The 25235-nt window shown below is 58.4% G+C and carries 20 protein-coding genes; 5 read left to right on the forward strand and 15 right to left on the reverse strand.

Annotation, left to right across the window (positions count from 1 at the left end; translation table 11 throughout):
- Positions 1 to 111: 111 nt before the first annotated feature.
- From BMOU_RS03405 to BMOU_RS03465, 13 genes are all read right to left on the reverse strand, one after another.
- Complete coding sequence (locus tag BMOU_RS03405) at positions 112 to 1242, reverse strand: NADH:flavin oxidoreductase/NADH oxidase (protein ID WP_034874879.1); 1131 nt, start codon at positions 1240 to 1242, stop codon at positions 112 to 114.
- Between the two features lie 161 nt (positions 1243 to 1403).
- Complete coding sequence (locus BMOU_RS03410; RefSeq protein WP_034874881.1) at positions 1404 to 3662, reverse strand: transglycosylase domain-containing protein; 2259 nt, start codon at positions 3660 to 3662, stop codon at positions 1404 to 1406.
- Between the two features lie 105 nt (positions 3663 to 3767).
- Positions 3768 to 4487, reverse strand: a complete 720-nt coding sequence (locus BMOU_RS03415) for a Crp/Fnr family transcriptional regulator (RefSeq protein WP_034874883.1) — start codon at positions 4485 to 4487, stop codon at positions 3768 to 3770.
- 41 nt (positions 4488 to 4528) lie between these two features.
- Positions 4529 to 5605 (reverse strand): lipoate--protein ligase family protein, encoded by a 1077-nt coding sequence (locus BMOU_RS03420; RefSeq protein ID WP_034874885.1) that lies wholly within the window; start codon positions 5603 to 5605, stop codon positions 4529 to 4531.
- On the reverse strand, positions 5605 to 6324 hold the full coding sequence (locus BMOU_RS03425; RefSeq protein WP_034874888.1) for a TM2 domain-containing protein: 720 nt from the start codon (positions 6322 to 6324) through the stop codon (positions 5605 to 5607). The genes BMOU_RS03420 and BMOU_RS03425 overlap by 1 nt, the downstream gene beginning before the upstream one ends.
- A gap of 137 nt (positions 6325 to 6461) precedes the next feature.
- Complete coding sequence (locus BMOU_RS03430) at positions 6462 to 7502, reverse strand: 3-isopropylmalate dehydrogenase (RefSeq protein WP_034874889.1); 1041 nt, start codon at positions 7500 to 7502, stop codon at positions 6462 to 6464.
- A gap of 115 nt (positions 7503 to 7617) precedes the next feature.
- Positions 7618 to 10179: a S9 family peptidase gene (locus BMOU_RS03435; protein WP_034874891.1), complete on the reverse strand. Its 2562-nt coding sequence runs from the start codon at positions 10177 to 10179 to the stop codon at positions 7618 to 7620.
- Between the two features lie 166 nt (positions 10180 to 10345).
- The gene (locus BMOU_RS03440) at positions 10346 to 11581 is read right to left on the reverse strand and encodes an App1 family protein (RefSeq protein WP_034874893.1); all 1236 of its coding nucleotides are present in this window, start codon (positions 11579 to 11581) and stop codon (positions 10346 to 10348) included.
- Positions 11582 to 11695: 114 nt separating this feature from the next.
- On the reverse strand, positions 11696 to 12100 hold the full coding sequence (gene gcvH, locus BMOU_RS03445) for a glycine cleavage system protein GcvH (RefSeq protein WP_034874895.1): 405 nt from the start codon (positions 12098 to 12100) through the stop codon (positions 11696 to 11698).
- Positions 12101 to 12104: 4 nt separating this feature from the next.
- Positions 12105 to 13676, reverse strand: a complete 1572-nt coding sequence (locus BMOU_RS03450; protein WP_034874896.1) for a L,D-transpeptidase — start codon at positions 13674 to 13676, stop codon at positions 12105 to 12107.
- Positions 13677 to 13758: 82 nt separating this feature from the next.
- Positions 13759 to 14850, reverse strand: a complete 1092-nt coding sequence (gene nudC / locus BMOU_RS03455; protein ID WP_034874898.1) for an NAD(+) diphosphatase — start codon at positions 14848 to 14850, stop codon at positions 13759 to 13761.
- A gap of 17 nt (positions 14851 to 14867) precedes the next feature.
- Entirely contained in the window at positions 14868 to 15716 is an 849-nt protein-coding gene (locus BMOU_RS03460; RefSeq protein ID WP_034874899.1) for an alpha/beta fold hydrolase, read from the reverse strand.
- Positions 15717 to 15756: 40 nt separating this feature from the next.
- Positions 15757 to 16377 carry an NUDIX hydrolase family protein gene (locus tag BMOU_RS03465; RefSeq protein ID WP_034874901.1) on the reverse strand — a complete coding sequence of 207 codons (621 nt, stop codon included), beginning with the start codon at positions 16375 to 16377 and terminating at the stop codon, positions 15757 to 15759.
- Between the two features lie 126 nt (positions 16378 to 16503).
- Here BMOU_RS03465 and trxA point away from each other — a divergent pair, with 126 nt between their 5' ends.
- Complete coding sequence (gene trxA / locus BMOU_RS03470) at positions 16504 to 16848, forward strand: thioredoxin (RefSeq protein WP_034874903.1); 345 nt, start codon at positions 16504 to 16506, stop codon at positions 16846 to 16848.
- 117 nt (positions 16849 to 16965) lie between these two features.
- The gene (locus BMOU_RS03475; RefSeq protein ID WP_034874905.1) at positions 16966 to 17982 is read left to right on the forward strand and encodes an aggregation-promoting factor C-terminal-like domain-containing protein; all 1017 of its coding nucleotides are present in this window, start codon (positions 16966 to 16968) and stop codon (positions 17980 to 17982) included.
- Positions 17983 to 18128: 146 nt separating this feature from the next.
- Here BMOU_RS03475 and BMOU_RS03480 read toward each other — a convergent pair whose 3' ends face one another.
- Positions 18129 to 18809: a hypothetical protein gene (locus BMOU_RS03480; protein ID WP_235143678.1), complete on the reverse strand. Its 681-nt coding sequence runs from the start codon at positions 18807 to 18809 to the stop codon at positions 18129 to 18131.
- A 398-nt stretch (positions 18810 to 19207) separates the two neighbouring features.
- On the opposite strand from BMOU_RS03480, the gene BMOU_RS03485 reads away from it, so the two are divergent.
- The 3 genes from BMOU_RS03485 to BMOU_RS03500 all read left to right on the forward strand — a co-directional run bounded on the left by BMOU_RS03485 (position 19208) and on the right by BMOU_RS03500 (position 22680).
- Positions 19208 to 20362: a glycosyltransferase gene (locus BMOU_RS03485; RefSeq protein ID WP_034874909.1), complete on the forward strand. Its 1155-nt coding sequence runs from the start codon at positions 19208 to 19210 to the stop codon at positions 20360 to 20362.
- 172 nt (positions 20363 to 20534) lie between these two features.
- Entirely contained in the window at positions 20535 to 20816 is a 282-nt protein-coding gene (locus BMOU_RS03490) for a hypothetical protein (protein WP_034874911.1), read from the forward strand.
- 58 nt (positions 20817 to 20874) lie between these two features.
- Positions 20875 to 22680, forward strand: a complete 1806-nt coding sequence (locus BMOU_RS03500) for a hypothetical protein (RefSeq protein ID WP_235143679.1) — start codon at positions 20875 to 20877, stop codon at positions 22678 to 22680.
- Between the two features lie 60 nt (positions 22681 to 22740).
- Here BMOU_RS03500 and BMOU_RS11185 read toward each other — a convergent pair whose 3' ends face one another.
- Entirely contained in the window at positions 22741 to 23235 is a 495-nt protein-coding gene (locus tag BMOU_RS11185) for a hypothetical protein (protein ID WP_152535079.1), read from the reverse strand.
- Positions 23236 to 25235 lie beyond the last annotated feature (2000 nt).

The raw sequence follows: 25235 nt of genomic DNA on the forward strand, positions 1-25235 counted from the left end.
GTGAGTGCGTGAACCGTGGGAGGGCGGCGCCGCCCTCCCGCTCGTTCATCCGCACGCAATCTTCCTGACGACCGTCACCTTTGCAGGCGCGGGTCGTCTCCGAGGAGATGATCAGCGGAAGGCACCCCGTACATACTGCGCCGGATACGGCGCCTCCTCGATCGATATGCCCAGCTTGTTCGCCGCACGCAACGGCCAGTACGGATCGCGCAATGCCGCACGTCCGATTTCGATGACATCCGCCTGCCCGGCCTTCAGCACCTTCTCCGCCTGCTTCGGCTTGGTGATGAGTCCCACCGCCGTCACCGGAATGTCGGCGCGTGAACGGATCTGTTCGGAGAACGGCACCTGATAGCCCGGTTTGACCGGGATGGTCACGCCTGGAATGAGACCTCCCGTGGATACATCCACCAAGTCGACCCCATGTTCCTTCAGCACCTTGGCCAGATCGACGCTCTGATCGAGATCCCATCCGCCCGCGGCCCAATCGGTGGCGGAGATGCGCACCAGCACCGGCATATCGTCGGGGATGACGGTGCGCACCGCCTCCACCACGTCGACTAGTATGCGAATGCGGTTCTCGAAGGATCCGCCGTATTCATCCTCGCGTTCGTTGATCAGCGGATCGAGGAATTGCGACAGCAGATAGCCGTGGGCCGCATGGATCTGCACGGCATCGAAGCCGATATCGTAGGCGCGCCATGCGGCATCGCGGAACTGCGCCACAATCGTATGGATCTCATCCACGCCCAACGCACGCGGGGCACGTAACGAACCGTATGCGTTCGCACTCGGGCATACGGTCCGCCATCCGCCGAACTCCTCCGGTACGCTCTCGCCGTCGAACCCCACGGCGAAACAGCCTGTGGAGGCCTTGCGGCCGGCATGGTTGAGCTGCACGGCCATGGTAGCGCCGGCGGCTTTGGCATCCGCTACGATCCATCGCCACGCGTCCATCTGGTCGTCGCTCCACAGGCCCAGATCGCAGGGCGAGATGCGCCCCTCGGGTGCCACTGCGGTGGATTCCATGATGATCATGCCGAAACCGCCCATGGCACGCGACACATAGTGCTGGTAGTGGAATGGCGTGGGGCGGCCGTCCTGCGCGAACGCCGAATACGTATCCATCGGCGGCAGCCAGATGCGGTTGCGCACGGTCACGCCACGCAGGGTCATCGGCTCGAACAGACGCGCCGGCCCCTTCTTCTTGTCCTTCTTCTTGGATTTCTCGACGTCACCCATGACTCCACCTCTCTATAGTTCACACAGCGTTACCGTTCGGATCATGCCGATCGCCGGCATCCACCCGGCCTTACCTGCATTCTAGGCAGAACGCCCGCCGGTTGGGGCGGGCGTTCATGGACTGTTCACTTTCGCAAAGTGACATCAGCATACGATCGGATCTACTGATCCTCTTGCTGCTGATTGGTATCCTGTTGGGTCTGCTGCTCCTGTTCCTGCGTTTGCGTCTGTGTCTGCTCCTTTTGCTGTCCGGAGGATTTCTTCGTCGTGGTGTACTGTGCCGCAGGTTGTCCGTAGTCGTTGTCTATCGGAGCATTGATCGCCGCCAGATAGGTGTTCATGAACTCCTTCCAGGCAGGGGTGGCGATGTACATGCCGTACCAGTTCGAATGGTATACACCGTTGATGGTCTTGTAGTCGAAGGTGTTGTGGATCGGATCCTGCGCATCGGCCACGGCCACGAATGCGGCCACCTGATTCGGCACAAAGCCTGCCGTGGTCATCACCGTATTCTCATTCGTACCGGTTTTCGCGAAGGTCTTGCGGCCATTGTCGAGCTGTGTGGTGGCGGCCTCGCCGCCGGAGACCACGACGCCTTGGTTCAGGGCGTATGCGGTGGTCTGCGCGATTTCCGAGCTGATCGCCTGATGGCAGTTCGCGGACGGCACCTTCACATCGGAGCCGCTGCGATCGGTCACCTTGGTGATGGCGATGGGCGTGCACTCCACACCGTTGGCGCCGAGCGTGGCGTATACGTTCGCCATGGTGAGCGGCGATGCCTGCACGGTACCGATGGTCATTGGCGGCTGGAACGAATTCGCCGAGTAGATGTCGGTGGCGTTTGCGGTCGCGTTATGGTAGCCCATCTCCTTGGCGGCGTCCGCAATGGCGCACAGGCCGATCGTCGAAGCCATTGAGGCCTGCGTGGTGTTATGGGATCTGATCAGGCCCTGCAGCGGGGTTTCCGGTGAGGTGGTGCCTCCACCGGAATTCTGCACGCTCCATGCCCGACCGGTGAAGTAGTAGTCGTTGCAGCTGAATTTCGACATCGCATAGCTTGTGGAGGTGGTCAACGACTCGTTGATGGAATGGCCTTGCTGCATCCAGGCCACCAGATTGATCGGCTTCCATGTGGAACCGACGTTGAAGCCCATGCCACCGCCGTCTTCCTCGTCGACCATGTAGTTCATCGACGTCTTGGTCTCGTCGTTCTTCGCATCATCGGTCGCATCGTAGGTTCGGTTGATGCCGAAGGCCAGTATCTCGCCCGTGCCGGGTTTTATGGCCGCTATCATCACTTCGAAGCCTGTCGGATCGTCAGCCGGTATGGTGTCGTTCGCCGCCTTCATGGCCGCATCGTTGGCGTTCTGGTCGAGCGTGGTCACGATTTTCAGGCCGCCTTCCTTCAGCAGCTTTTCACGTGCCTCGCTGTCCTTGCCGAAGGCCTTGTTCTTCAGGATCTGATTGACCACATACGAGCAGAAGAAGCCGGTGTTGTTGGCGGCCGCCTGGCATCCGGAACTGACGTCCTGAATGTTCAGCGTGTCTTTCAGAGGCGTATTGACGGCCTCCTTGTATTCCTTCTCGCTGGAAATGAACCCCTGATCGTACATCAGCTTGAGCACGATGTTGCGCTGATGCTCGGCCTCCTCCTGATTGGCCTCCACGGAGGGGTCGAAGTTCTGGGGATTCTTGGTGATTGCCGCGATGGTCGCCGCCTGCACCACGTTCAGGTCGGCGGCGGATACGTTGAAGTAGCGTTTTGCCGCCATCTCGACGCCGCATAGGCTGTTACGGCCGAACTGCGCGATGTTGAGATAGCCCTGCAGGATCTCCGCCTTGGAGTATTTCTTCTCGATCTGCACCGCGATGAGCATCTCCCGCAGCTTTCGTGCGATGGTGTCTTCGGATGCATGGTATTCGGAGATCGGATCGTCGTCCTCTCGGGCCTGGGTGGCCAGTACGTTCTTCACATACTGCTGGGTCAGGGTCGAACCGCCCTGCTGGTCACCGCCCTTGAGATATGTCTGGACGAATGCGCGGAGCACGCCCTGCACGTCCACGCCGGAGTGGTCGAAGAATCGCTTGTCCTCTCGGGCCACGACCGCCTGCTGCATGGCCTTGGAGATCTTCTTCAACGGCACCACTTCACGATTCTGCGTATAGAAATCAGCGAATTCGGTCTTACCGTCGTTGTAGTAGAAGGTGGAGCGCTGCGGCAGGCTGGTCACATCGAAATCAATGCCCTCCACCGTCAGCGATGGAATCACCGCCTTGGCCACGCTGTTCGCTCCGAGCACGGCAGGCAGGAGGAACACACTGGTCGCGACGCCGCCACCCACACAGAGCGTGATGTAGGCAAGCACCAGTGTAAGCACACGTCGAGCAGTCAAAGTCTTCTTCTTGGGCATGTTGCCCATTCTAAAGTGGCGGGTATACTAATCAACTTCACGCCCACAGCCGTCACGGGTTCATCACATACCGGCGCGAATCTCAAAAAATGCTGAAAACAAGCCGAAAAATCACTACCTGCGCGACCTGCGAATCAGCATGCCCGGCTGATAGATGACGATCGAGCGGCCTTCGCGCGCGATCCACCCGCGATTGGCGAAATCCATCAGCGCCTTGTTCACCGTTTCGCGTGAGGAACCGACCAGCTGGGCCATCTCCTCCTGCGTCAGATCATGCGGCACCTTCAGGCCGGCCTCCACCGGTTCGCCGAACCGCGATGCCAGATTCAGCAAGGTCTTCGCCAGCCGACCGGGCACATCCATGAACACCAAGTCGGAGATGCGCTCATTATTGGCGCGCATGCGGTGCGCCAGCACCTGCAGCATGTCCACGGCCACGCGCGGATGCTCGTCAAGCCAGGCGAACAGCGCGTCATGCTCCAACCAGACCACCCGCGTACCGTTCGTCATCGCCACCGCGGAGGCCGTACGCGGTCCGCCGTGAGGATCGAACACCGGAATCTCGCCCAGCAGCTCGCCGTATGCGTGAATGCTCAACAGCTGCACACGCCTGTCGGAGGATTGCCGGATCAGTTTGACGCGCCCCTCCTCCAGCACGTACATGCGGTGGTCGGTGTCACCCTCGCGAAAGATGAAATCGCCCTTGCCGTATTCCGCATGCTGCAGATGCGGCAACAGCTCCTCGGCCTCATCCTTGGACACCTGCTTGAACAGTGCGGTGTGCAGCAGCGTCGTGCTTTCGTCGTGGATTCCGTTCGGCGTGGCCACACCCATCGCACCTCCATCTTCAGTCGGATCGCCCTCGACCATTCGCGCTATATTGTAACGCGCCTGGCCGCGGCAGTCAGATGATCCACCACCGCCTCACGGCTCATGCCGGTCTGCGAGCGCATCGGATCGACGCGCTTTACCGCCGATTTCACGGCCTTATCCGACATTTTCTCGCGTGACACATTCAACACGCGCATCATTTTCTCGCCGTCGATGTCGTAGGCGAGCGTCACGTGATGCAGTATCGCGCCGGGGCCTGCGCCTGCCGGTGGGAATCTGCGTTGCGCGGCCCCGCCGATCTTGCCGTGCTGCGATGCGATGTCGTTCAATCCGGTGAATCGCACGTCCAGGCCAAGTTCGCGCAGTGCCACGACAAGCCAATAGTCACACAGCCTATAGGAGCCTTCGACGCTCACGCCCTTGGCGAAATCCGTCGGCGCGTACAGCGAGTAGGTGATGGTGTTGCCCGGTTCGATGAACATCGCACCACCGCCGGTGCAGCGCCGTACCACCTGAATGCCTTCGGCCCGCGCAGCCTGTTCGTTGACCTCGTCCGGCAACGACTGGAATTTGCCGATCACCACGGCCGGAGCGGCCCATTCCCAGATGCGCAGGGTCGCCTCACGTCTGCCGGCCGCCACGTCGCGGGCCCACTGTTGGTCCGTCTCCATCTGCTCCTGCGGGCCGCGCGGCACGTCATGCAGGATGACCGGCTTGAGATTGCGCCATCTGTCGGCGCATTCCTCCGCCGACAGTTCGCCGAATTCGCCGTCCGTCGGAATGTGGTGCGATGCCTGCGATGGTACGGTCCGCGTCTGATGCGGCGCCTGCGGTTCCCGTTGCCGCGGAACCTGACCGTCCTGCGCGACGGCCCTGTGAAAGGCCGTTTCGATTCCCTGCATGCTCATGCCGACCAGTGTGACATCCGGATATCGTTGCGGAATATCGACGATCGGCCGCCCTTCGAGCAATGCCCGCCCGATCTCCAGCAGCATCTCGCGGGAACGGGCCTCATTGCCGTCCATGAAGAAATCGCCGTCGATATGGCAGTACCCATCGCAAAGCCGGGCGGTAACCCCTACGAGTTTACCGCCCGGCTGCTTGTATATGCCTCTGCCCATCAATCGCGCAGCTCTACGCCGCGGCCATCGCGATGCCACGGGGAGCCGATGTCGGAGCATAGAATCAGGATGCCTTCGACAAGGCCCCAGATGCTGGACACTATCGGTCCGATGAGGACGATCCATCCGACCACCGTCAGCAACAGCTGAACAACGGCCTTGGTGGTGTTGCCGAGATAGAAGTTATGAACGCCGAGGCTGCCGAGGAAGATGCCGAGCAGACCGGCCACGAGCTTCTGGCGAGGCACGTATCCCGGAGGCAGCGGCTGGCCGTTCGGCTGATAGTACTGCTGGGCGTACGGGTTCGGCTGACCATAGTTGTACTGGCCGTAGTTCGGCTGGCCATAGCCCTGCTGCCCCTGCTGCGTGTAGGCGTTCTGCTGGGCGTACGGATCGTAGGCGGGCTGGTCGGCCTGTCCGGGCTGCGCATAGTAGGAGCCATTCTGCCCATAGGCCTGGCCGGCCTGCTGATCATAGGCGCCGTACGCATTGTACGTTCCGTCCGCGGTCTGGCCGTAGTTCGGCTGTGCGGGAGCCTGCTGGCCGTAGGAGCCGTAGTCGGCGGCCGGCTGGGTGTTCGCGGTCTGGCTTTGGTCGGCGGCCGGCTGTTCAGCTCCGTACTGGCTGTAGTTCGTCGGTGAACCGTTTGCCTGAGTCGAACCGTCGGCCGAAGCGGGGTTGTTGATCTGGTCGTTGGTGAAATCGTTATTGTCGCTCATAACTCAACAGTATCGCATAAGTCGTACGATTACCTCAATGATTTCCCCGAGATATCCCTGAATCTCCCCCCTGAAAAATGTTCCCTCCGACGGACTGGGCCGCCAGGGGGAACATTCGCTATCGGCGGACCTGCGGACTACATGCGTGCCAGGATGTCACGTCCGACCTCATCGGTGGAACGCGCGGTGGAGCCCAGCTCCTCGATATCCGCCTCGACGGCGGCATCGATGCTCGCGGCGGTATCGTCGAAGCCAAGGTGGTGCAGCAGCATGGCGGCCGATAGAATCGCAGCGGTCGGATTGGCTTTGTTCTGGCCGGCGATGTCCGGAGCGGAACCGTGGATCGGCTCGAACATCGACGGGTACTCGTCGGAGGCGTTGATGCAGCCGGAGGCGGAGTAGCCCACACCGCCGACCACGGCACCGGCCTCGTCGGTGATGATGTCGCCGAACAGATTGTCGGTCAGGATCACGTCGAAGCGGGACGGATCCGACACCATGAAGATGGTGGTCGCGTCGATGTGCAGGTAATCGTGGCTGACTTCCGGATACTCCTCGGCCACCTTGTCGACGATGCGCTGCCACATGTCGCCCGCGTTGACGAGCACGTTCTTCTTGTGCACGAGCGTCACATGCTTCTTGCGCTTCATGGCCAGCCGGAAAGCGTAACGCACCACGCGCTCGACACCGTAGGCGGTGTTGATGGACACCTCGGTGGCCACTTCGTTCGGGGTGCCGCGGCGAACCGCTCCGCCGGCGCCGCAGTACAGGCCTTCGGTGCCTTCGCGCACCACCACGAAGTCGATGTCGCCGGGATCGGCGAGCGGCGAGGTCACACCCCTGTACAGCTTGGACGGTCGCAGATTCACGTACTGATCAAGATCGAAGCGGAGTTTCAGGAGCAGGCCGCGTTCCAGAATGCCGGCCTTGATGCGCGGATCGCCGACGGCACCCAGCAGAATCGCATCGGTCTGCTTGATGCGATCCTCTTCCTCTTCCGGAAGGATCGCGCCGTCACGCAGGTAGCGTTCCGCACCCAGATCGAAGTGCTCATACTCGAATTCGGCGACGCCTTCGGCCGCCTTCTCCAGAGCCTTCTGGGCCCATGGGGTCACTTCCTTGCCAATGCCATCGCCCGGGATGACGGCGATGGTGTACTTCTTCGTTGTTTCACTCATAGCACGCGACTCTACTCAGCGATTCATTCTTCGAGCCAAAGCCGCTCAGCAAGTGGACACCCCATCCGTCACGGGGCGAATCCTGGTGCCGATCCGAGTGCGGGCTGGCCTGCGATCAGCTGGTGATCCCCATCACGCTCAGGCACCAGGCGTTCTCGTACGAGACCTCCTCCCACTGCTTGTAGCGCCCGGAGGTGCCGCCATGACCGGCCTCCACCTCGATTCTCGCCACGGCGTCCACGCCGGCATGCTGCAGACGGGCGAGCCATTTCATCGGCTCCACGTACAGCACGCGCGTATCGTTCATCGACGTGGTGATGAAGATCTTCGGGAACACCGCCACGCGCACGTCGTCCGCGGACTCCGGCGCATTCTCATACGGCGTATACCCCTTCATGTACCGGTACACATCCGCATTGTGCAGCGGATCGCCCCACTCATCCCATTCGGTGACGGTCAACGGCAGCGACGGATCAAGAATCGATGTCAGCGCATCCACGAACGGCACGTCCGCCTCTATGCCCGCATAGCATTCCGGCGCCATATTGGCCACTGCGCCCATCAGCAGGCCGCCGGCCGATCCGCCGTTCGCCACGGTACGCGCCGGCGAAGCCAGGCCCGCCCGTTGCAAAGCCTGCGTGGCATCCACGAAATCCTCGAAGGAATGCTTCTTGTTGAGCAGATGCCCCTGCTCGTACCAGGCGCGCCCCATTTCGCCACCGCCGCGGATATGCGGCACGACATACAGCACGCCCCTGTCAAGCATGCTGATGCGCGACACCGCAAAGCCCGGATCGGAGCTGATCTCGTACGCACCATAGCTGGTGATGAACATGGCCGAATCGCAGGTCGGCACGTCGCGCCTCCACACGAGCGATACCGGAATGCGTTCGCCGTCACGTGCGGTGATCCATACGCGGCGCTCCATATAGTCCCGCGGATCGAAACCGCCCAACACGGTGGCGCGTTTCAGAAGCCGGTCCTCGCCGGTGGCGGGGTCGATATCGTGCAGTTCGCCCGGCCTCGTATAGCTGGAGAAGGAGTAGCGCACGCGCGGCGCATCGTACGAAGGGTTGCCGCCCACACCGATCGAATACAGCCTGCGGGTCTCCCCCGGCATGTCATCGGCCGTCGCGCCGTCGGAAGACGTCATGGCCTTGCGTGAGATGCCGTGCACTGCGGACCCCTCGCCCTGCGCCGCCTGCAGAACATCGGCATGCCCGTGCAGATTGCGTGCATGGGGGCCAGCGGTATCGTCGGCATCCATGATGTCGGTGCCATAATCCCGGTCCAGCGCGGCCCATACTTCGGCACGCTCCTCGTTGACCTCATCCACGGATTCGTCCACATCCCAATCGTCTTCGAGCGCATGCGGCACGAGCTCGGTGAAGCGCCACGGCCGACCGGCCAGAAAATCCTCGGCAGCGGCGGTCTTGGTCATCACGGCCACATGCGGCAGACTTTCCGCGCGGTATTGCAGCGCCACAAAATGCCGATGGATCGCGATGCCTTCAATGCCGAGGCCATGCGCACCCTGCAGGATGGCGGGGTTGCACGGGTTCGAATATGCGGTGCCGATCGGCCGTGCGGAGGCTCCCGGTTCGACGTCGTCGCCACGCTCGCAGCCGTACGGCGATCCGACGGCCACGCACACGCCCTCGCCCAGGCGATAGGGCGGTTCATGCGAACGCATGTCGATCACGTCGATCTCGAAATTCGGATTCAACGCATTGTGGTACACCACGGCAAGCGGAATGTCCTCGCCATGCTCGCCGGCTCCCTCGAAGCATGCGAAGCTCACGTCGTATTCCACATCGGCTTCACGCGGAATGAACGCCCGGAATTCGCCTTCGGGCGTATCGGTGGGCAGCAGCAGCACTTCCGTGGTGGTCTTGGAGCCGGTGCCGATCACGATGTTGCGTTCGTCGAATGACAGCCCGATGCCCACCCAGAAGCGCTCATCGGCCTCGCGGAACACTTCCACATCGTCGGCGACCGGCGTTCCCACATGGTGACGCATAATCGCGCACGGGCGCCATGCGTCGTCAAGCAGGGTGTAGAAGACCCATTGCGCATCCGGCGTGAAGCATGCCCCGGCGATCCCTTCGAACACCTCCGGCAGCTCCTCTCCGGTTTCAAGATCGCGTATGCGGAAATCGTAGCGTTCGTCTCCACGGGTATCGACACCGTAAAGCAGCCAACGGCCGTCCTTGGAAATATCCATGCCGCCGATCCGGAAAAAATCGTGACCCTTCGCCTCGACGTTGGTATCGAACACGATTTGTTCGCCGTCGATCGGCACACCGGCCTCAATGTGCGGCGGATCCCAATCGTCGTCGCCTCGGATAGGCAGACGGCATTGCACACCATATTGTTCGCCCTGCTTGGTGCGTGTGAAATACCAGTAGCCGTCCATGCGCGTCGGCACCGACATGTCGGTCTCCTGCACATGCGACTTGAATTCCTCGAACAGCGTGGTGCGCAACGTTTTCAACGGTTCCATGCGCATTGCGCAATACCGGTTCTGTGCGGCCACATATTCCCGTACTTCCGCAGAATCCTTGTCGCGTAGCCACTCGTAGTCGTCAACGAACGTATCACCATGGAACACGCGCTCCTGCGGCACTCGCTTGGCCACCGGCGCACCGGCGTCAACGCCGTTTTCAAATTCAGTCATGAACGCGATTATACCGTTCCGCAGCCACGGCACAGACCGTAGACCGCATGGCACAGGCCGTGGGCCGACCGCAGCCACACCCACCCTCTTCACCCCGATCCTCTCTCACCCAAACCACCGACACTCACGGCCCCTCAATGTCGGCAGATTGGGAGGGAAGGGAAGCCTACTGGTCGAGCTGCTGCTTCAGGTATGGCATCATGGTTTTCATCAGATTGGACCCGGTGGTGCCGGCGAAGATGGGCACGTCGGTGACCGGCATCGGCTGCGTGGCCGCAAACCCCGCCACGGTGCCCAAGCCTCCCGCGGATTCGCGCGGCGAAAGCTGCCTGATGCCTACCGCAAGCACGCGTCCCGGGTACCGCTTGGCGATGGTCGCGTACGTGGTCGGGTCCTTCTGGCCGTCATCGCCGATGAGAATGAACTTCATATCGGGGAAATCGGCCATCAGTTGTTCCGCATACTCAAGCTTGTGCTGTACGCCGGAAGGAATGAAGGTCTTCGGCCGCGGGTCGAGATCGCGCAGCAACAGCGGTCCCTCCGGGAATCCGTGGTAGGTGATGAAATGCCGGATCGAGCTTTCCACATTCCATGGCGACGTCGACAGGTAGAAGAACGGCGCATCCGGGAACATGTCGGCGATGCGGTTGAACAGCAGGTTCATGCCCGGCACCGGCACTTTTTTCTTGGGATCGAGCAGCAGCAGATTGTAGGCCGCCTTCATCAGGCTCGGCGCCTGCGTGACCATGATGGTGTCGTCGACGTCGGAGATCACGCCGACCTTCGTGCCGCTCGGTATCGTGAAAAGACTTGCGGTGACCGGCTTGCGGCTGCGCACCCGGTACGACACGTTGTGGATGCCCGGTTCCAGCGAATGTTCGGCGACCAGATCAAGGTAGCCTGCGGAGTCGGATGCCGCGAATTCGCTGGAGACGTCACGGGACCTGTCGACCTGGTCGTACACTTCGGAGATGCCTACCTGCACCGTTTCCAACGGCACGTCGTCGATGGCGATGCGCACTTTCGTATGCGGCGACGGAATGGTGAGCATACCGCGGATACCGCGGGTCAATCGTCCGGCCTGACGTTTGAACGGGCCGAAAACGGTACGGCAGATCAGTCGCGAATAGTGTTCGGTTCCGTAGCCGACATACGGTTCGACGCGCGGGTACCAGTTGAGGCGTCGCACCAATGCGGTGGAAAAGCGCAGCCAGATGCCGAAGCCATGCGTGATGGCACGGCGGCAGAACCGAATCAGTGGCGGCTTGATTTCGATGCGTTCATGCCGTGAGGCGGCATCGAAGGTGGTGACGACCTTGCGTGCGGGAATCGGCACGGTGGGCATGTCATCACTATCGTCCGCATCGATCTGACGCTGTGGCAGTGGCTGTGGCTCGTTCATATCCCCACTATAAAAGGCTCGGGAGAACAAACCATTACCCTAACGCGAAAATCAGGGAACTTTCAGGGTACTTTAAGCCTGGCGCATCGGCAAAAAACGACGGCCGACGCTCAACTATTCGGTAACGATTTTCGCGTATTCCTCGGGGCCGAGCAGATCCGGTTCGTCATCCTCGAGTTCGATCTTGAAGATCCAGCCTTCGCCGTACGGATCATTCGTGATGATGCTCGGATCATCCGATGCCTCGGTGTTCACGTAACGGATCGTTCCCGCCACCGGGCATACCAGAGGGGTCACGGCCTTGGCGGATTCCAGCTCCGCCACTTCATCGCCCGCTTCGACCTGAACGCCTACCTCCGGCAGATCCACATACACGAGCTCACCGAACTGTTCGGTGGCGTATTCGGTGATGCCCGCCATGGCCGGTTCGACGGAGGCATCGATCCATACGTGCTCTTCGGAGTATTCGAGGTGTGCAGGCACTTCGAGGTTCAGCTTGTTGTCGTTATCTTCGCTCATGTGCCTAGCGTACCGCACCGGACGGCATGTCGCCCACCACCTGCACGACTGTGCCCTCAGGGCAATTGTCGTAGATCCACTTGGCGTCCGCCTCGTACATGTTCACGCAGCCATGCGAACCGTAGTGCACCGGATCGCCGTGCGCGATGCCATAGTCGTTCCAGCTTGCCGTATGGAATCCCTCGCCGCCGTTGAAGTAGCCGACCCATTTCACATCCTTGGAAAGGTAGCGCGAGCCGTCATCGTTCAGACCGGTCATATCCTGCACACTGTACTTCAGATAGATGTAGTAGGTGCCCAGATCGGTTTCATGCTTGCCGGCGGTTCCCGTGCATACCAGGAAGGTCTTGACCGCCTGACCATTTCGGTACACGGTGGCGGTCTGCGAAGCGCGGTCCACCACGATGCGATATTCCGACTTCTTCTGCACGGTATCGAACGCGTCCACGTCGCTGTCGACGGGAATCGTCGCACCTTGGCCGCTTTGCAGGGCGCTCACCACCTTCGGCGTAAGGGCGGCCACGTTCTTGACCTTCACCCCGTCCACGCCCTTGACCATGGTCACCAGCACCGTACCGTCGCTGTCGACGGCGTCTTCCTGCGAGACCTTGTCCTGATTGAGCTGATTCGGCACTTCCTGACCAAGATATTTTCCGATGGCCTGTTCGTCGTAGGTCAGGGAGATCGTGCCCTTGTCCAGGTCGGCGTTCGGCTTGATCCAGGAGGCGACGGCGTCGACCGGCAGTTCGAAGGTCTTGCCGTTGCCGTTGTCGAGTACGATCTTGTTGTTCAGCCGGATGTTCGCCTCGTTGGCGGCCTGCCGTGCCGCACTCACGCTGACCGGCATATCGACGTTCTTGTAGCTGATGGATGCGGTGTTGTTGCCGCCCGGCACATTGATGGCGTCCCGTACGGCGGCCAGCACCTTGCTGGTTTCAGGAGCCCGCCCTTCCTGGCCCTTCACGGTGGTGAAGGCCTGCTCGTCGGCATCGTAGGTGATGGTGGAGGCGACCGCACGCTCATCCTCGTCCACGAACTTGTCGGTTACATACGTGGCGAGATCAAGCTCGTTGGTTTGCGCCGCAAGCGACACATTGCTTCTGTCGAATGGGTTCACGGCATTGATGTAGCCGAGTTCGCCGCCATCGTCATGCTTGGCGGCAAGCAGATTGGAGACGGTTTTGTTGACGTCGACGGTCACGCCGAGATCGGTGAGCTTCGCCGCGGCGGTGTTGCCGTCATTGTCCGTGATGGTGATGGTGGTGCCCTTCACCGCATTGGTGACGGTGTCCTTCAGCTGTTCCTTGGTCTGCCCTGCAACGCTGGACCCGGCGAAGGTCACGCCCGGGGCGGCCTTGTCCTGAAAATACCAGCGAGCGGCAAAGAATCCGGCGACCGCAGCGACCAGCAACACCCCTATCAGGCTAAGGGTGAGGATCAGAGGCCACCTGCTTTTCTTCTTCGCTTCCGGCATGACGAACTCTTCGATGGGAGTGAACACCGCCGGTGTTACCGGAAGCGGTGCGCTCACGACGGTATCGTCTCCCGCCAGGGCTTGCTCACGCTCGTCAGACATGCTGCTGTTCCTTATGGTCTTCTTCCCCTATCACAACAACCCCCAACTATACGCCGTGCGATGACCAATTGCGGCGGCACGTTCACGGCAGCTCATGTCCGAGCCATTCCTCGATCATATACCTTGCGATTGTTGCCTTGCCGGGGGCCTCCATACGACCTGCAATCAGTTCGTTCATGTATTCGTCACGGGTCACCCAACGTGCGGAGAGCGTCTCCTCACCATCCACCCGTATATCGGTGGTCACGGCAAGCCCTTTGAACGCCATCATCAGCGATGAGGGGAACGGCCATGGCTGGGAGCCGAGATACCGCAGCTCCCCCACTTCGATGCCGACCTCTTCCTTGGCTTCACGGCGGCAGGCATGCTCCAGATTCTCGCCGGATTCCACGAATCCCGCGGAGACGGAGTACAGTCCGGCATTGCCCCACGCGCTGTTGTGCTGCAACAGCAGACGGTCCGTGTGGTCGATGATCGCCGTGATCACGGCCGGTTCCACACGGGGAAACAGCAATCGCCTGCCGTCCGTCTCGTTGGTGCAGCGTTGGGCCCAGCCTCCGAGTGCCGGTTCGGTCGATGCGCCGCAGGTCGGGCAATGACGCTGGCGCGTATGCCACATGCCCAGCGATATGGCGGTGGTCGCCTGCCCTGCCTCACGGGCGTTGGCATGTGGTGCGAAGGCACGCAGATCAACCCAGTCGAAACGTTCCGCGGCGGATTCAAGCAGTGATGGCCCGGTAGCGGCCGTTTCGGCGGCATCGCCTTCATCGAAGGCGTCATCGGCACCTTCGTGGGCGCTGTCGGCCACGGGGGTCTCAGCCGCATGCACGCGGGTCACGTCAACGGCCACCACATGTTCGTCGCGCCGGCCTCCGTACGAGCCGAGGAAGATGGCGAGCGCCGCCGGATGCGAGCGCAGTTCGGCCGCGACGTAGCCTCCCGGCAGCTGTGCGAGCCGCATGTTCACGTTGGTGTAGCCGGCGATTGCGCCTTGTCCGTGCGGCACCGCCACTTTGCCGTCCTTGATGAGGATGACTTTCGTGGCCGGCTCCGACAGTATGTTCGCGAATAGGTCGGGCTCGCCCCTGCGGCTCACCTCATAGTCGATGTCACCTTGTGCCAGTGGCAGGAACGGCAGTGCCTGCGTCAATGCCAAAGGAGAAAACACGCTCATCGCTTTCCCTTCTCCGATCACGCTATCCTACGAACGAGCTGCCGCAGCGCCTCGGCCACCGCTTCGGGATGCTCATACGCACTGAAGTGCCCGCAATCGCCGATGATGGTGAAGTCCACGTTCGTGCCGGTCATCGCGTCCGCCACCGGACCCATCACTTCGGGCGGGCTAGACGGATCCTTGTCGCCGCAGATCACCGCGCTTGGCGTGCTTACCTTCGCCAGCACATCGTTGAGATCCGGGCGCCCTGCGGCCATGCGTTCGCGCCAGGCGATGCCGTCGGCCGGCTGCTCGTTGATCCACAGTGTGAATTGGCGGGCGTATTCGGCGGATTGCTTGATGCTGGAGTCTGTCTCGTTGGCCACGGCGAATCCCATCACCGGATCATGCGTACCGGTGGCTTCGCATTCCTCGGCGATGGCGACGCGTCTGCCACGCGTTGCCGTCGAATCCGCATCGGCTTTCGTGTCGCACAGGGCAAGGCCGGCCACCGCTTCGGGATGCAGTCGCTGAATGTCGAGTATCAGGTAGCCTCCCATGGAGAGGCCCACCCAGATGGCCTTTTCGTAGCCGGCATCATGAATCAGGTCCACGTATGCGTCCGCCATGCGGTCAAGGGCATGGGGGAACGTGCCGTCCGCATCCCTGCCTCCGCTGGCCTCATCGCTCGGAATCGGGCCTTCGCCCGCACCGGGCATGTCCGGAGCCCAAATCGGAAAGCGTGCCATGCCGTGCTCGTCTCCGATCCGTGCAAGTTCGGCGGCGCACCGGTCCCACATGCGGTGATCCACCGGGAACCCGTGCACCAGCACCACGGGAATCCCCTTCCCTTCGCGATATACGGTGTTCTTCAGTTCGATTCCCATTGCATACTCCAATCCGTCTCGCCCGTCGGCGTCTCAGCCGTCACCGGCCGGCCCAGGCCAGCGCCTGCCTCACAATCGTTCCATATCCGTTGCCCATCTGCCCGATGAACGTGTCAAGCATCGCACCGTTCGGATCGACCCATTCCACGTCCAACGTCTCGTCCTGCGGCTTGCAATCGCCCGCGATCGGCACCACGTAGCACAACGCAATCGCATGCTGCCGGGCATCGAAGAAATCCGAGATGCCGGGGGTGGGGAAGAATTCCGCCACCGTGAACGGCTGCAGGCTGGTCGGCAATACCGGCAGGGCGATGTCTCCCAGATCCTTGGCGACGTTACGGGCGATCGCCTCGCGAATCGACTCATGGTAGAGCACACGTCCGGCGATCAGCGTCCGTTCGACGCTGCCGTCATCGGAGACTCGCAGCAACGATCCGACCTGTGCCACGCGACCGAGCTCATCGGTGCGCACCGGCACGATCTGCACGTAGGGAATCGGCATTTCGCCGCGCATGCGGTTGATTTCGTCGGAGCTGAGCCATCCGGGCGGATTGCCCATTCCACGGATGAAATCCTCCGGCGTGATGTCGTCGAATTCACCGCGCCTACGTCCGGCATCGAAATCGCCCTCGTCGGGCACCTCATCATTCATCACTGGCATGCCTCCCATTATCGCGCACCCCGCGTAACGTTCAAGCGTTTTGCCGTTCCTCCCATAGCGGACAATGGAATGCATGGCGAATGCCGCGGGTTATATACTGCACACACACGAATGTAAGGAGCAGCTATGGCAACGCATGCAGTCACCTCTGAGAACTTCAACGAGGTCATCGAAGGCAATGATCTCGTGTTCGTGGATTTCTGGGCCACCTGGTGCGGTCCGTGCCGCGCGTTCGGCCCAACCTTCGAGAAGGCGAGCGAGGCGAATCCCGACATCTACTTCGCCAAGGTGGACATCGACCAGAATCCCGATCTTGCGCAGGCGGCCAAGGTGCAGGCCGTTCCGACGCTGATGGTCGTCAAGAAGCAGCAGATCGTGTTCCAGCAGGCCGGTGCCCTGCGCGCCTCCGATCTGGACGATCTGATCGGCCAGGCCAAGGCGTTGGATGTGAGTGCCGGCTCCGATTCCTGATGATCGAGCGCTTGGGGTAAAATGCTCTTTTAGATGTGCGCATTCCGGCGAAGCCCTTGCGGCCGCGCGCAGAATCCGAATTCGTCGAGGCACATGAAGTCGCTTTTTAGGAGCAGAATGGCTAACCACAGCAAGCATGGCCGTCCGTTTACCCTGAGCCTGCCGAACAGGTCCCAGTGCGTGAAGATCGTCGCAACGGTTGCGGCGGTGGGGCTGCTGGCTACCGGTGGCATTGTTTCGCATAATTTCTATGCGTCATCCACCCAGGCGGAACCGACCGCACGCGTCACCGCCTACTCCGCCACCGATGCCGAGGCGTCCCGCGGCAACGCCCGTGAGGCGCTTGGCGGCGACACCTCATATGTCACCGTGAAGATCAACGGCAAGTCCCGCGTGGTGCCGGGCACCAACTTCACCAATGTCAAGTCCGTGCTGGAAGCCGGCAACATCACGCTTGAACCGGAAGACACGGTCTCCCCGTCGCTGACCACCAAGGTCGACGAGAAGACCGTGATCACCGTCAACCGTGCAGGCGCCTCCGTCGAGGTCGCCGACTCGTCGATCGCGTTCAATGTCGTAAAGAAGGAGACCTCCTCACTGCCGAAGGGTCAGGAGAAGGTCGAGACCGAGGGCGAAGAGGGCGTGATGGAATCCACGAACCTCGTGACCCGTTCCGGTGACACCGTCGTCTCCTCGAACATGATCAGCTCGTATGTGAAGAAGGCCCCGGTCGACAAGGTGGTGCTCGTCGGCACCGGCTCCACGTCCACATCATCGTCGTCGTCCTCCTCTTCGTCCAGCAGCACCGCTTCGGTCGGCACCACCGTACCGGCCGGCGACATGCAGCAGTGGGCTCATGACTATCTGATTTCCAACGGCTATACCGAAGCCGATTTCACCGCGACCGTGTACATCATCTCGCATGAATCCGGCTGGAACGTGTCCGCCACGAACCCGAGTTCCGGCGCATACGGCCTGCCGCAGGCGTTGCCCGGCAGCAAGATGGTCAGCGCCGGTTCCGACTGGGCCACCAACTATCAGACCCAGCTCAAGTGGTTCTGGGGTTATTGCGCCTCACGCTACGGTTCCATTCAGGGAGCCTACAGCTACTGGCTCGCCCACAAGTGCTACTGATTCGGAACCCGTGTGGCGCATGGAACCATACGTCACACGGGTTCCGATCTCAAAAAAGCGCAAGTCCCGTACGTCCGCGCGTACGGGACTTTTCGTATACCGGCCACGGATCCGGTCACCTTACGTCAAGCGGCATGATCCCACGGTTACTCGGAAATGCCTGTCGCGCTGAATTCGTCAATGGCCTTCTGAAGCATCTTAAGCTGATTGATGTATACGTTCGGATCGGCGGAAGCGGACGTGGTCGCCGTCTGCTGGGCATCGTTCAACGCCGCGAACAAATCCTGGCGGGCGTTCAGGTCGTTGGAATGCACGGTACCGAGCACGTTCTGGCCATCATTGACCTTGTTGACCAGCTCGGCCTTCGCCACGGCGACATCGCGGGCGTTTTTTGAACGCTCCACTGCGGTCTTGGCACTCAGAATGGCTTCGACCTTGTCCCCCAACTTGCGGGTGGCCTCGGTGATGCTTTCATCGCTGGCCTGGTTGTCCTCGGCTGAGGCTGACGCGTCGCAGCCGGCGGTGAGCTTGGTCTTTTCATTGCCCTTGTCGACTGCGGCGCGCAGGTCAGCCACTGTCTGTGGATCCTGTACCTGGTTCTTTGCGATCAACAGATCGTCGGCCGCGCCGTCGATGGTCTTCTTCAAACGTTCCGTATTGGAATGATAGATATCGACGGACTGTTGGCAGGAGCTCAGCACCTCCTGGCTGTCGACATGTTGACGGAAGTTGAGCGCAAGGCCCGTCACCACCGTGGCGACCACGGCGATCGCAGCGGTACCGACCAGCTCGCGGCGATGCCGGTATACGAATCCCTTCGGCTTCACTTCTGCTATTGAACCTCCGATATTACCAACCGAGAGTCCCCTGGAAACGTCCTCTTCGGCGAGCCGGTCCTCTTCGGTTAGGGGAAAATCATAAGTCCTCGCGGTACCCGCACCGTGATTTCCACTTGGAGCATGCACTTCTGGCCATTCCCCGAACTCATTTCCCGACATACTCCGGTATTCCCTTCTAAAATTTCCACTGTCCTCTCGCACATTATACGGATGCCGTGCCACAAAGGGGGAGACCAGTAAACATCCGACGGACATATTTAGGGGAGCGGGCAAGTATGTTTAGGGGAGAGACAGACGTGCCTGGATAAGAGTATTATACGTATGTGAGAGGGTGTTGGCACCACCCTAACGTATGTGGGTTTCAGAAAACAATTCGAGGGGAAAGCATGATCACGGCCAAGAAGAAGCTGCTCATAGTCCAAGAGGCTATGGGCGGTTGCGGTCGTAACGTCGTGGATATCGTCAACGGCATCGACCACGACAGGTTCGACGTGACGGTCGCCTACGGGACAGACCGACTTGATGATTATTACCGCAAGGCCCTGCCCGAGATGGAAAAGCATGCGACACTCATCCCCATCCCCGAACTGACCCGGGATATTTCCGCATCGAACGACATCAGAGCATGGTTGCGCGTACATGAGCTCATCAAGCAGATCAAGCCCGATATTCTGCACTGCCATAGCTCGAAAGCGGGCATCATCGGCCGCTCCGCAATCATTGGCAGCCATGTGGCGAAGGTATTCTACACACCTCACGCCTACTCATTCCAGGCTTGGGAATTTTCCGAGTCCAAAAAACTGCTGTTCGTGATGCTCGAGCGAATGTTCAGCCACCTGCTCACCACCCGTACGTTCAACGTTTCCGCCGGCGAGTGTGATATCGCATTGAGGTATGGGATCGACAATCCGAATAAGTTCAAGGTCGTCTATAACGGCATTCCCGATATTGAATTGCCTTCGCACGATGAAGCGTTGCGGGCGCTGGGATTGTCCGGCTTGCCGCAGGACTCGATCGTAGTCGGTTCGACCGTGCGCCTGGCCGCGCAGAAGGACCCGATGACATTTGTGAAGGTCGCCAAGATGGTGGTCGAGCATAATCCGCGCGTGCATTTCGTTTGCGTGGGTGATGGAGACCTGCAGGATGATGTGGCGAGGTTCGTCGAAAGCAACGGCCTTGCCGACCACGTGCACCTGCTCGGCTACCGTGATGATGCGGAACGTATCGTCACGGCGTTCGACGTATACCTGCTGACCTCACTGTATGAAGGACTGCCGTATTCATTGGTCGAGTCATTGCGTGCGGGTGTGCCGATCGTGGCGACGAATGTGACCGGCAGCAACGAAGTGGTAAGACCTGGCGTGAACGGCTACCTGTTCGAGGTGGGGGATGTGGAGGACGGCGCACGCCAGGTGGAACGCATCATCTCCGAGCGATCCCGTGGTGGTGGGTTTTCCCCTGATGCCGTTCGTGGCACCTATCTCGACAGGTTCACATCGGCATGCATGCTTGACAGCGTACAGCAAAGCTATCTGAACTGAAACGGCGAACGGCGCACCGTACGGATAGGGTTAATATACAACCCTCATCAACGAAAACAAGCAATGCGGCAATCCCTCCAGTTCCGCCATATCCGAGAGGATATCCCCGCAAAGGACTTGTCTCCCCTGACCCCTTATAATTCCCCTTAGCAGCAAAAAGAGAGGACCACAGATGCAGAGCATCTGCAAAGAGGGGCGCGCCGTGATTCAGACCAAAACTGACTTGCAGCGATTCCTATCCCTGGAAAAAACCGCGTACCTATATGGCGACCGCCGCGACACGCTCATCGCATACCTCACCAACGACCCAAGAGTTCAGATCTGGCGATACCAGAAGCGACTGCGTATATGCGAATACCGATATAACAACCGCCACAAGACGCCACTGCATTTTCTTGCCTTTCTTTTGGCACGCAGAAAGAAGAACTATTTAGGAAGCCGACTCGGCATTTGAAATCTCCGAAAATGTTTTCGACGAAGGACTTCGCATCTACCATTACGGCAACATCGTCGTGAATGGAGATTCACGCATCGGTAAGAACTGCGTATTGCACGGTGCCAATTGCATTGGCAACGCGGCGACGGATTTTACCGCTCCCCAGCTGGGCGACAATATCGACATCGGCGTTGGCGCGTCGGTCATTGGCAATGTAACCATCGCCGATGGAACTCGAATCGGAGCGGGAGCCGTCGTCACACGTTCGATCCTGGAAAAAAAATACCACCATTGCTGGCATACCAGCCAAGACGCTACATTAAGCCATATCGGAGAACACATGACTTTCACCAAAGTTTCAGCCCTTACGCCGCACAAGCGGATGCTTGTATGCGCACTGGCCAATGCATGTATCGCGGTCATGGCCGTTCTTCTACTCGATGTTTTTTCCCCGCTATATCCCGCAAATCTACGCTTGATGCCTGATCAGGATTTCTTCCAGCTCGTCGGCAAGGTGTGGGCAGAGGGTGGCGTGCCCTACCGAGATATCTGGGATCAAAAGGGGCCGTTCATTTTCTTCGTCAACATGCTTGGTTGGAAACTTACCGGCAACGGCTATGGCATCGTCATTATCGAATGCGTCTTCATACTCGCCACGATGTGGCTTCTCTGGTTGATCATCGGCACAGTGAATGGTCATGAGCACCATCCCGGCAATCGCAAACCCATCTATTCATACATTATCAGCATGCTGGTGCTGTGGATCTGCGTGCTATGGATTGCGATATGTCTGCCAGGATCATGGAATATGACCGAGTTGTTCTGCCTGCCGTTCCTGGCTGCAAGCGCATGGCTGCTGTTGCGTTCCCTGTTCGCCTATCAGGGCCATCCCACGGGCCAAGGTGCTTGGCGGGTCCCCAGTTCATGGGCATATGTCCATGGATTGGCATTTGGTGTGTGTTTTATGACCCGTCTCAGTAACGCCGTAGGCGTATGCGTGGGTCTGCTGGTATTGACCGCACTATTGATCATACGGCGTCTTTGGAACAATCTAGGCATTTGCATTCTGGGATTCCTGGCCGGGGTGGCGACGTTCTTCATACCGTTTGCCGTGTATTTTGCCGCACATGACGTATTCTACGAGTTCATGTACGGCACGATACTGTACAACCTGCACTATGCAGGTGGCCTGGCCGCCGCAGGCATTCCCAATCTTTCAACCCTTGTCTTGGTGTTCGCAGTGCCGTTCGCCATGTTGCTGGCAGGCATCATTCGCCTGATCCGACATGCATCAATCACCTGCTACTCGATCTTCCTTGTGCTTTGTGCGATGATGTTCGCTGCTTTGTTCTTCAAGATGTTCACCATCCAGACCGGGTCCTATCTCCATTACACGGTAATCGATGTGGTTTTTCTTCCCTCCGTGCTGATACCGGCCGCAGCCTTTCTACGTAATAAGGTGTCACGCATCGTGGCACTGGTATGCGTGACGGCCGTATTACTGGGTTATGCCGGCATGCGCACCTATCAGGTCACGACCTGGTCGGAATTCGACAACACTTGGGTCGCTCGATTGGTAAAGCAATCCCAAGGATCCATAGCGTTCTACAACATGAATGCGATGGCATACACACTCAACGATGTGAAACCTGCCTACCCCTATGCGGTTTTTCAGGACTGGCAGGCCGAGTTCAGCGATGATCTGCGAGCCACAATCATTGATTCCTACGCACAGCCTCGTACCGAGATGCTCGTGGTGCAGCAGTATGGCACTCTGACGCCAATAATCGACGACATACTTGACACGAAATATCAATTTGTTCGTTCTGTAACGGATGCCTCCGGCACCTATGATATCTATCGATGCAGGCACTCGGTCTAAGGCAGTTTCCCCCACCTCAAGAAAACATCATGGGAGACGTTGGGCGCGCCTCCCAATGCATCATCTGACATCGAAATTCCACATATTGTCAACGCGGCGGGATACCCGTTGCATGAGTGAAGAGCGCATCACCAATCCGGTGATCGGAGTCACCAGAACGGTATTGATCATCATAGACAGCACTGTTAGGACAATGAACAACACAATGACGGACACTCCATTGACTGCTATCATCGCCGGACCGGTCACCGATGGGATGCACAAGTTCACCGCATACCAGAACGTCGCGGCAAAAACCTGATTGCCATGCAACAAGTAGACTCCGAACATTGCAGGAGCAATCAACGGCGCCAGCCTTCGCATATCACAAGATCTTGAAGGCCGTCGCACCACAGCGTAAAATATGCACGTTGCGACAGCCATGGGAAGGACAGGAACACCTCCGAGCATAGAGTGTCCAGACCATTTAAACCATTGCGCTACAAAACCTTTGGACACATACTCCATTGAGAAAAGCAACAGCAATAACACCGCGCCGCCAATCACACAACTCATTTTTTAATCTTATGTGAGACACTTGAATACGATCCGCGTATAAACGAATCCAAGCACCGATCATATAGATAACTACCACATACAGCAGATTATTCCAATACGCCGAAAATTTGGAGAACAATTGCCATATACTTACTGCTGTAAGACCAAGAATTACCATCATATGCTGACGAGCACTAAAAACGAGAAATAAGAATATTTAGCACTGGAGAAATAAACAACAGGAATATATAAGCCGTAGCAAACCAATACACAGAATTCCATACAGGAAACACAGATTGGAAGATAGTGGTAATCTCAGGCAAGCCTTTCCAATGCGAAATAATAGAAACGGGGAACGCTTGCATAAACATCAATAAGTAGTAACTTATACATAATAATAAACTATAGACAATAACTTGAATATCGGTTTTAATTACACGAGACAACCTAAATGATTTATCGACCATGAAGTAGCCAGTGATGAGCAGAAAACAACAAACACCAGTCTGACCGGTTATCTTATCAGCCCAATACACTAAAATGCGAAGGAAACTTCCAGTGCATTCAGAACAATTATAGTATAGATAATGACAAAAAAAATATCAAAAATAGCGAGAATATACGCAGTATCTCAATATTTATATTTCGTTCAACTTTTTTTTATTTCGGCACCCATACCCTCATCGCCTTTTTTCATTATTTTTTTACAATAAATTCATTGCAATTAAATAAACATCAGGTTACAAAAACTCGCTTGATACGCAGAATTCAACAGCATGACTTTCCACAAGAAACTTCAAGCCCTTAACTCTCTCCCAAGTGTGCTTTTCCCTACATAGCCTACTCCATGGATAATACATATGACACGAACACTTAATCCACATTCCTCGCCTAAAACACCGTAAATTCAGTCAAGCATGTAACGTGTCGCAGTTCATCCTACCGTATAATAAATAACGGTATTATCGAGATTAGCTACGGCGCGACCGGCATAATTTGCCATCACCAGTCCGCATCGTGGTGCAGTTGGCCAGCAACACCTATGAACAAAAACAAGCAATTCGTCATCAACCTTACAGCCTCTCTGGTGAACTTCGTCGTCAACATGGGCATCGGATTCGCCATTACGCCGTTCATCGTCGGCAGGGTGGGAGCCGAAGCCTATGGCTTTACAGGATTGGCCAACACCATGGTGGGGTATGCGACATTATTTACCATAGCGTTGAACTCCGTTGCGGGCCGCTTCATCACCGTGGCCTACCATCAGGGAGATAAACGCAAGGCGGATGCCTATTTCTCTTCGGCTCTAGCCGCAAATCTCGTCATGACCTTGGTGCCGACCGCGATTGCCATCCCGTTGATCATCAATCTTGAACACGTCATTCGTATTTCCCCCCATCTGGTAACCGATGTCAAATGGCTATTCTGCTTTGTCTACCTCAACTACGTAGTGGCCACAATGTCATCCGTGCTATCAGTGGCAACGTTCATCAAAAACAAGCTGTATCTGTCCAGTTTGGCTAACATCGCGTTCTCCGTGGTCAGAATCACCGTCATGGTGGTGTGCTTCGCTTTGTTCCCTACCTACGTGCTGTTCGTTGGACTCGGCACCTGTTTGGCACAGCTCACGTTGGCCATATTGAATTACATGTTCACCATTCGTCTCACGCCTGAGCTGCGCATCAGATGGAAGGCCATTTCACTTCGTGCCACATGGACGATGCTGTCCAGTGGCATATGGAATACCGTGATCAAACTGCAACAGATCCTGCAAAACGGGCTCAGCCTTCTTATCGCGAATCTAGCCATCAGTCCATTGCATATGGGCTACCTATCCATCGCCCAGGTCGTTCCCAATGCCCTCATAACTCTTACAAACACCATTTCCGGTTTGTTCTCTCCCGAACAGACCAGACTCTACGCGCAAGGCGACCACAATGCATTGCTGGATGAACTCAAAACAGGAATGCGCATCACAGGATTGTTCACGAACGTTATCGTGGTGACCCTGCTGATCA

Source organism: Bifidobacterium moukalabense DSM 27321, from assembly GCF_000522505.1.
GTDB lineage: Bacteria > Actinomycetota > Actinomycetes > Actinomycetales > Bifidobacteriaceae > Bifidobacterium > Bifidobacterium moukalabense.

What these genes read in the sequence shown, in the direction of transcription:
- BMOU_RS03405 (WP_034874879.1), bottom strand. Translation starts at nt 1,242, where the DNA reads ATGGGTGACGTCGAGAAATCCAAGAAGAAGGACAAGAAGAAGGGGCCG.
- BMOU_RS03410 (WP_034874881.1), bottom strand. Translation starts at nt 3,662, where the DNA reads ATGGGCAACATGCCCAAGAAGAAGACTTTGACTGCTCGACGTGTGCTT.
- BMOU_RS03415 (WP_034874883.1), bottom strand. Translation starts at nt 4,487, where the DNA reads ATGGGTGTGGCCACGCCGAACGGAATCCACGACGAAAGCACGACGCTG.
- BMOU_RS03420 (WP_034874885.1), bottom strand. Translation starts at nt 5,605, where the DNA reads ATGGGCAGAGGCATATACAAGCAGCCGGGCGGTAAACTCGTAGGGGTT.
- BMOU_RS03425 (WP_034874888.1), bottom strand. Translation starts at nt 6,324, where the DNA reads ATGAGCGACAATAACGATTTCACCAACGACCAGATCAACAACCCCGCT.
- BMOU_RS03430 (WP_034874889.1), bottom strand. Translation starts at nt 7,502, where the DNA reads ATGAGTGAAACAACGAAGAAGTACACCATCGCCGTCATCCCGGGCGAT.
- BMOU_RS03435 (WP_034874891.1), bottom strand. Translation starts at nt 10,179, where the DNA reads ATGACTGAATTTGAAAACGGCGTTGACGCCGGTGCGCCGGTGGCCAAG.
- BMOU_RS03440 (WP_034874893.1), bottom strand. Translation starts at nt 11,581, where the DNA reads ATGAACGAGCCACAGCCACTGCCACAGCGTCAGATCGATGCGGACGAT.
- gcvH (WP_034874895.1), bottom strand. Translation starts at nt 12,100, where the DNA reads ATGAGCGAAGATAACGACAACAAGCTGAACCTCGAAGTGCCTGCACAC.
- BMOU_RS03450 (WP_034874896.1), bottom strand. Translation starts at nt 13,676, where the DNA reads ATGTCTGACGAGCGTGAGCAAGCCCTGGCGGGAGACGATACCGTCGTG.
- nudC (WP_034874898.1), bottom strand. Translation starts at nt 14,850, where the DNA reads ATGAGCGTGTTTTCTCCTTTGGCATTGACGCAGGCACTGCCGTTCCTG.
- BMOU_RS03460 (WP_034874899.1), bottom strand. Translation starts at nt 15,716, where the DNA reads ATGGGAATCGAACTGAAGAACACCGTATATCGCGAAGGGAAGGGGATT.
- BMOU_RS03465 (WP_034874901.1), bottom strand. Translation starts at nt 16,377, where the DNA reads ATGCCAGTGATGAATGATGAGGTGCCCGACGAGGGCGATTTCGATGCC.
- trxA (WP_034874903.1), top strand. Translation starts at nt 16,504, where the DNA reads ATGGCAACGCATGCAGTCACCTCTGAGAACTTCAACGAGGTCATCGAA.
- BMOU_RS03475 (WP_034874905.1), top strand. Translation starts at nt 16,966, where the DNA reads ATGGCTAACCACAGCAAGCATGGCCGTCCGTTTACCCTGAGCCTGCCG.
- BMOU_RS03485 (WP_034874909.1), top strand. Translation starts at nt 19,208, where the DNA reads ATGATCACGGCCAAGAAGAAGCTGCTCATAGTCCAAGAGGCTATGGGC.
- BMOU_RS03490 (WP_034874911.1), top strand. Translation starts at nt 20,535, where the DNA reads ATGCAGAGCATCTGCAAAGAGGGGCGCGCCGTGATTCAGACCAAAACT.
- BMOU_RS11185 (WP_152535079.1), bottom strand. Translation starts at nt 23,235, where the DNA reads ATGAGTTGTGTGATTGGCGGCGCGGTGTTATTGCTGTTGCTTTTCTCA.